The organism is Streptomyces sp. TRM64462, assembly GCF_013362995.1.
In the GTDB taxonomy this organism is placed as follows: Bacteria; Actinomycetota; Actinomycetes; order Streptomycetales; family Streptomycetaceae; genus Streptomyces.
Genome location: NZ_JABWDV010000159.1, coordinates 1 through 7,058, shown reverse-complemented (window position 1 = coordinate 7,058; position 7,058 = coordinate 1). Strand labels below are relative to the sequence as shown.

General features: G+C 73.9%; 8 protein-coding genes. All 8 read left to right on the top strand.

All coding sequences use genetic code 11. From position 1 onward, the window contains the following. The first annotated feature begins 92 nt into the window (after nt 1–92). Nucleotides 93–419 (top strand): (2Fe-2S)-binding protein, encoded by a 327-nt coding sequence (locus tag HTZ82_RS07205; protein WP_175408454.1) that lies wholly within the window; start codon nt 93–95, stop codon nt 417–419. After that, nucleotides 397–1,887, top strand: a complete 1,491-nt coding sequence (locus HTZ82_RS07200) for an NAD(P)/FAD-dependent oxidoreductase (RefSeq protein WP_175408453.1) — start codon at nt 397–399, stop codon at nt 1,885–1,887. Before HTZ82_RS07205 ends, HTZ82_RS07200 begins: the two co-directional genes overlap by 23 nt. Before the next feature lie 182 nt (nt 1,888–2,069). Beyond that, complete coding sequence (locus HTZ82_RS07195) at nt 2,070–2,933, top strand: dihydrodipicolinate synthase family protein (RefSeq protein ID WP_254711686.1); 864 nt, start codon at nt 2,070–2,072, stop codon at nt 2,931–2,933. Between the two features lie 98 nt (nt 2,934–3,031). Further along, nucleotides 3,032–4,036 (top strand): proline racemase family protein, encoded by a 1,005-nt coding sequence (locus tag HTZ82_RS07190; RefSeq protein WP_175408451.1) that lies wholly within the window; start codon nt 3,032–3,034, stop codon nt 4,034–4,036. Between the two features lie 70 nt (nt 4,037–4,106). Next, nucleotides 4,107–4,772 (top strand): GntR family transcriptional regulator, encoded by a 666-nt coding sequence (locus HTZ82_RS07185; RefSeq protein WP_175408450.1) that lies wholly within the window; start codon nt 4,107–4,109, stop codon nt 4,770–4,772. Nucleotides 4,773–5,026: 254 nt separating this feature from the next. After that, nucleotides 5,027–5,728, top strand: coding sequence for a hypothetical protein (locus HTZ82_RS07180; protein ID WP_175408449.1), 702 nt, complete (start codon nt 5,027–5,029; stop codon nt 5,726–5,728). Continuing rightward, on the top strand, nt 5,725–6,618 hold the full coding sequence (locus tag HTZ82_RS07175) for an effector-associated domain EAD1-containing protein (protein WP_175408448.1): 894 nt from the start codon (nt 5,725–5,727) through the stop codon (nt 6,616–6,618). Before HTZ82_RS07180 ends, HTZ82_RS07175 begins: the two co-directional genes overlap by 4 nt. A gap of 14 nt (nt 6,619–6,632) precedes the next feature. Then, nucleotides 6,633–7,058: effector-associated domain EAD1-containing protein (locus tag HTZ82_RS07170; protein ID WP_175408447.1), on the top strand; the 426-nt coding region annotated here is incomplete at its 3' end.

Below are 7,058 nucleotides of genomic sequence, written 5' to 3'. Positions count from 1 at the left end.
GACGGTGCGTCGGCCGGTCGGTTGCCCCCCGCACGTTCGCCGCACGCACCCATCCCGCACCCACCACCCGCCGCACCCCCAAGGAGGCCCCGATGAGCCGCACCCCCCGCACCCCCCTCGGCCTCGTCCAGGCCACCCCCCGCACCCCCCACACCTTCACCTTCGACGGACGCACCCTCACCGCACTCCCCGGCCAGACCCTCGCCGCCGCGCTCTGGGCCGCCGGGATCCTGTCCTGGCGCACCACCCGCGGCGGCACCGCGCCCCGCGGCGCGTTCTGCGGCATCGGCACCTGCTACGACTGCCTCGCCACGGTGAACGGCCGCCCCAACCAACGCGCCTGCCTCGTCCCCGTACGCCCCGGCGACACCGTCACGACCCAGGAGGGCACCGGCCATGACGACGACCCCACCCGCTGACCTCCAGGACCTCGCCGTCGTCGGCGCGGGCCCCGCCGGCCTCGCCGCCGCCGTCACCGCGGCCGACCTCGGACTGAGCGTCACGCTCCTGGACGCGGGGGAGCGGCCGGGCGGCCAGTTCTACCGCCACCCCGCGCCCGGCATCGGCGCCGCACGCCCCGAGGCGCTGCACCACGGCTGGCGCCACTTCGCCGCCCGGGCCCGCCGGCTCGACACGCACCGGCAGCACCACCGCGTCACCTACCTGCCCTCCCACCACGTCTGGACCGTCGTACGGGACGACAGCGCCGACGGCGACAGCGACGGCGACGGGCGCGCCGCTACCGCCCCGTGCAGCGCCTGGCGGCTGCACGCCGTCGCCGGGCCCGACGAGACCCCCGCCACCGTCCGGGCGCGTGCCGTCCTCCTCGCCACCGGCGCGTACGAACGCCAACTGCCCTTCCCCGGCTGGACCCTGCCCGGCGTCGTGGGCGCGGGCGGCGCCCAGGCGATGCTGAAGTCCGGGCTCGTCCTGCCAGGCCGGCGGGTGGTCGTCGCGGGCAGCGGCCCGCTCCTCCTGGCCGTCGCCGGATCGCTCGCCGCGGCCGGAGCCCGGGTACCCGCCGTCGTCGAGGCCGCCGACTACACCGCGTACGCCCGCGAACTGCCCACCCTGCTCCGCAACCCCGCCAAGCTCGCCGAAGGCGCGCTCCACGGCAGCGCGCTGCTCCGCCGCACCACCCGGCTGCTCACCCGGCACGCCGTCACCGCCGCCCACGGCACGACGCGCGTCGAAGCGGTCACGGTCCAGCGCCTCGACCGCGACTGGCGGCCCGTCCCGGGCAGCGGCCGCCGCATCCCGTGCGACGCCGTGGCGGCAGGCCACGGCCTTGTGCCCCAGCTGGAGCTGGCCACCGGCCTCGGCTGCACCACCCACCGCACCCCCGACGGCACTCCCGCCCTCACCCTGGACGCCGACCAGGCCACCTCCGTGCCCGGTGTCTGGGCCGCGGGCGAGACCGGCGGCATCGGCGGCGCCGACCTGGCGCTCACCGAGGGCGAGATCGCCGCGGCCGCCGTCGCCCACGCCCTGCACGGCACCCCACGCGACCCGCGCCGCACCGCGGCCCTGGCCCGCCGCCGCGCCCGCCTCCGCGCCTTCGCCGACGCGATGGCCACCGCCCACCGGCCGGGCCCCGGCTGGACCGGCTGGCTGGACGACGCGACGGAGGTGTGCCGCTGCGAGGAGGTCACCGCCGGCCGGGTCCGGCACGCCGTCACGGAACTGGGCGCCCAGGACGCCCGTACGGTCAAGCTGCTCACCCGCGCGGGCATGGGCTGGTGCCAGGGCCGCGTGTGCGGCCAGGCGGTGGCCCACCTCGCGGGCACCGCCCCCGCCCCGGACCGCCGCCCGCTCTCCTGCCCCGTCCCCCTCCGCCACCTGGCGGCCCTCCCGGAACCAGGGGCGCCCGAAGCCCCCACCCCATAGCCGCCGCAGGCGCCCCACGGCACCACACCCGGCACCACACCACCACCACACCACCACAGCCCAAGGAGCCACCCATGACCAGCACGACCCCGACGACGAGCCCGGCCTCGGCCCCGGCCCCCACCCCGGCCCCGGCCCCGACACCGGCCACGGACACCCGCACCCGCCCCTGGCACGGCATCATGGTCGCCACCGCGCTGCCCCTCCGCGACGATCTGTCCGTCGACTACGACGCCTACGCCGAGCACGTCGCCCGCCTGATCGCCGACGGCTGCGACGGTGTCGTGCCCAACGGTTCCCTCGGCGAGTACCAGACGCTCACCGACGACGAGCGCGCCCGCGTGGTCCGCGTCGCCGTCGAGGCCGCCGGCGACGGGGCGCGCGTCATGCCCGGCGTCTCCGCGTACGGCAGCGCCGAGTCCCGCCGCTGGGCCGAGCAGGCCGGCGAGCTCGGCTGCGGCTCCGTCCTCCTCCTGCCGCCGAACGCCTACCGCGCCGACGACACGACCGTGCGCGCCCACTACGCCGAGGCCGCCAAGGCGGGCGTCCCCGTCGTCGCGTACAACAACCCGTACGACACCAAGGTCGACCTGACCCCGCACCTGCTGGCGCGGCTGCACGCCGACGGGCACATCGTCGCGGTCAAGGAGTTCAGCGGCGACGTCCGCCGCGCCTACGAGCTCGCCGAACTGGCCCCCGACCTGGACCTGCTCATCGGCGCCGACGACGTCCTCGTCGAACTCGCCCTCGCGGGCGCCGTGGGCTGGATCGCCGGCTACCCGAACGCCCTGCCCGGCGCCTGCGCCGCCCTCTACCGGGCAGCGGCCGCCCAGGACCTGGACCTCGCGCTGCCGCTGTACCGGGCGCTGCACCCGCTGCTGCGCTGGGACTCGAAGACGGAGTTCGTCCAGGCCATCAAACTGTCCATGGACATCGCGGGACGCCCCGGCGGCCCCACCCGCCCGCCGCGCGCACCGCTCACGGACGAGCAGACCGCGGCCGTACGCGCCGCCACCGAGAAGGCCCTGGCCGAGGGCCTGGACTGACGCCCGGCCCGGCCCGGCCCGGACCGGCCCGGACCTGACCTGACTGGACCTGACCTGACCTGACCGGACCGGACACACCACCGGAGGAGCTTCCTGCCATGCGTACCCGACACGTCTACCACGCGGTCGACTCGCACACCGAGGGCATGCCGACCCGCGTCATCACCGGCGGCGTCGGCGTCATCCCCGGCGCCACCATGGCCGAACGCCGCCGCCACCTCATCGGCGAACTCGACCACGTCCGCACCCTGCTGATGTACGAGCCGCGCGGCCACTCGGCCATGAGCGGCGCCATCCTCCAGCCGCCCACCCGCCCCGACGCCGACTACGGCGTGCTGTACATCGAGGTGTCCGGGGCCCTGCCCATGTGCGGCCACGGCACCATCGGCGTCGCGACCGTCCTCGTCGAGACGGGCATGGTCCCGGTCACCGAACCCGTCACCACCGTCCGCCTCGACACACCGGCGGGCCTGGTCTCGGTGGACGTACAAGTGGAGGACGGCGCCGCGAAGGCGGTCACGCTCACCAACGTGCCCGCCTTCAGCGTGGCCCTGGACCGCAAGATCCACGTACCCGGCCACGGCACGGTCACCTACGACCTCGCGTACGGCGGGAACTTCTACGCCTTCGTACCGCTGGACTCCCTCGGCCTGCCCTTCGACCGCGCCCGCAAGGACGACCTGCTGAGGGCCGGCCTCGCCGTCATGGACGCGGTCAACGCCTCCGACGACCGCCCGGTCCACCCCGAGAACCCCGAGATCAGCGGCCTGAAGCACGTCTACCTCGCCGCGCCGGGATCGGACGCGTCCCGCTCCCGGCACGCCATGGCGATCCACCCGGGATGGTTCGACCGCTCCCCGTGCGGCACCGGCACCTCCGCGCGCATGGCGCAGCTGCACGCGCGCGGTGAACTCCCGCTCCACCAGGACTTCGTGAACGAGTCGTTCATCGGCACCCGCTTCACCGGCCGCCTGGTCGCCGAGACCCGGGTGGGCGGCCTGCCGGCCGTCGTCCCGGCCGTCACGGGCCGCGCCTGGATCACCGGCACGGCGCAGTACTTCCTGGACCCGGACGATCCCTTCCCGGCAGGTTTCCTACTCTGAGGGCTCACAGAACGAACCGACCGACCTGACGCGACACCACTACGCAGTACCGCAGCCCCGGAGGTAGGCCATGGGTGGCCTGTTGAAGCAGTCCCCTCTCATCACCGCGCAGGAGCGCCTGCGCGACCAGGTCGCCCATGCGCTGCGTGCCGCCCTGATCTCCGGCGAACTCCAGCCGGGCCGCGTCTACTCGGCCCCGGCGCTCGCCGCGGACTTCGGGATCTCCGCGACCCCGGTACGGGAGGCGATGCTGGACCTGGCCCGCGAGGGCCTCGTCGAGCCCGTACGGAACAAGGGCTTCCGCGTCACGGAGGTCAGCGAACGTGACCTCGACCAGTACACGGAGCTGCGCGCGCTGATCGAGGTCCCGACGGTCGGCGCGGTCACCCGGTCCGCGACCCGGGAGGAGCTGGAGGCGCTGCGCCCGGTCGCGGACGAGATCGTCGCCCGCGCCCGCGACCACGACCTCATCGGCTACCTGGACGCCGACCGCCGCTTCCACCTCACGCTGCTGGCGCTGCACGGCAACGACCGCCTCGTGGAAACCGTCGGCGACCTCCGCAAGCGCTCCCGCCTCTACGGCCTGACGGCGCTCGACGAACGCGGCATGCTGGTCGCCTCCGCCCAGGAACACGTCGAGCTCCTCGACCTGATGCTCGCCGGCGACGCACCCGCGGCCGAGGCCTGCATGGCCCGCCACCTGGGCCACGTCCGCTCCATCTGGGCCGAGTCCTGACGGACCCGGCGGTGCCCCTGCGGGCGGTCCCCCCCGTGGGCGGTGCCCCCGTGGGCGGTGCCCCTGTGGCAGGTGTGATCATTCGATCGGGCGCTCTTTCCCCCTAAGCCGGAGACGTGCCGACGGACTTCTGGTTCCGTGGGTGCCGGAGAGTGGTCAATCGCTAATCTTTCGTGCCACGCTGCCACAGGGGACGTGCGGGGCTGGCTCCAAGGTGTCTCCCTCGGCAGGCCGCTATGCCTGAGAGGTGATGGATGATCGAGCTCGCCGACCCGCAGCTCATCGAGCAGGACCTCGAGTTACTCCCGGGAGACGCGGTGCGCGGCGACCCCGCGCGCCCGGACGACGAGAAGCCGCCCCTGGCCGGACGCATCAAGCTGGGCGGACCGGAAGCCCGCCGCCTGACACCGGACTGGCTCGCCGCCGACCCCGAGCTCGCGCGCTATCACCAGGAGCAGTCGCACGTATACGACTTCTTCCTGCTCACGCTCTCCGTGACGTTCGTGTCGGCCGCGCAGCGGCCCCGGCTCGAATTCGCTCATGTCGGTCTCTCCCTCACCACGAAGCCCGGGGCGCCGGAGCCGATCGCCCACTCCATGGACCCGATGCGCCGCACGGACGCCGTCCAGGTCACGCGCACCCGCCGCCTGGGTCCGCAGCTGTCGCTGCTCGGCGCCGACGCCTCCCTCGGCGAGATGGGCCGGACCGTCGGGTTCACCACCCATCAGCCGTGGGTCGAGGCCCTCGGGCTCCACGCGGCCGAACCCGCCTGGGAGTTCCGCCGTACGGTCGCCACCGAACTGTCCGGCTGCCATGTACTGAGCGCCGTGATCCGCACGGGCGCGGGCGCCGCGACGGACGTCGCCTGCACCGTCACGGCCGGTGTGAAGATCCCGCTCCTGCGCCGCTACCACCGCAAGCTGCGCGACCCGCTGCGCCTGGAAGTGGCGCTGTGACCGCTGACCCCGAAGCGCTGTTCCCGGAGGAGATCCGTGCGCTGGCGGACATCTACGACAGGGCGGACAGCGCCGGACTCTTCCTGATCGGCGTCGGTTATCCGGCCCACGCTCTGCCCTTGGGGGCGACGGCTCCCCAGGAGTACTGGGAACGGGTCTCGCGGCGGCTCGTGGACGGCATCATGCAGGACGGCCGTCGGCGCATCCTCGCCAGAGCCCGCCAGGACTACCCGTACAACCGGGTGTTCAGCCGCTCCCCGGCGCCTTGCCCGCCGCCCGAGGCGCACGCGGCAGACGATCACGTGGCAGACGCTACGGAGAAGCTGAAGATCATGGTGCTCGGCGCCGAACCGGCCCGCCGTGGAGACGTACGCGCGGCGGCGGAGCTGCGGGAAGTGCTGGACGCCGCCGAGAACCGGCTCGACGTCCGGCTGCGCCCCGCGGCGACCCCGGCCGACCTCACGCTCGTCCGACGGTTCCGCCCCGACATCCTGCATCTGGTCTGCCACGGTACGGAGACCTCGCTGATCCTGGAGGACCGCGAGGGTGAGCCCGTGTCCCTGGCGGCGGTCGACCTCGCCGAGACGCTACGCCTCGCCGCCGACCACTACGACCACCGGCTGCGCCTGTTGATGCTGAGGTCCTGCGACGGCGACCGGATCGCGGAGATGTTCACCGGCCTCGCCGATGTGGTGATCGCCCACCGGGGACGTCTCGACGCCGACTGCTCGGCCCTGTTCGCCGCCGCCTTCTACCAGGAGCTCCTGGAGCAGCCGCTGACCGTGGAGAGCCTGACCGCCACCGCGCACATCGCCGCTCAGGACGTGGTGAACCAGACCGGGCTCGTCGAGATCCGCACCCACCTCATCGTTCTGCCGCGCACCACCTGACGCAGAGGAGAACCATGGCGTCCGCTGACGGGCCGGAGCCTTACGGCCAGGACTTCGCGTTCCCGGACTGGGAGATCCCCGACGAGGACTGGAAGACACTCGTCAGACTGTTATGCGGTCTCTACGAGGACAAGGACGAGCGAGGCCGGCTTCTCCGCGCGCTCGGTCAGCCACCCGAGAAGGTGCCCTTCTCCGACGACACGGGGGACACCTTCTGGGAGAAGATCAGGAGAGAGGGCAGGAAGGGCGCGCTCGGCTGGGACTGGAAGGACGTCGTCCGGCAGGCCATCCGTGACTTCCCGTACAGCAAGCCCATGTGGCAGCTGGCACTGCGGCACCAGCTCCTCGATCCGCCCGAGCGCCCACAGCCCGGCCCTTCCGACCCGCCCGCGGGGACCACGGGCCAGGCCCCCGCGAGCGGCCCCGGCACCGAGCCGCAC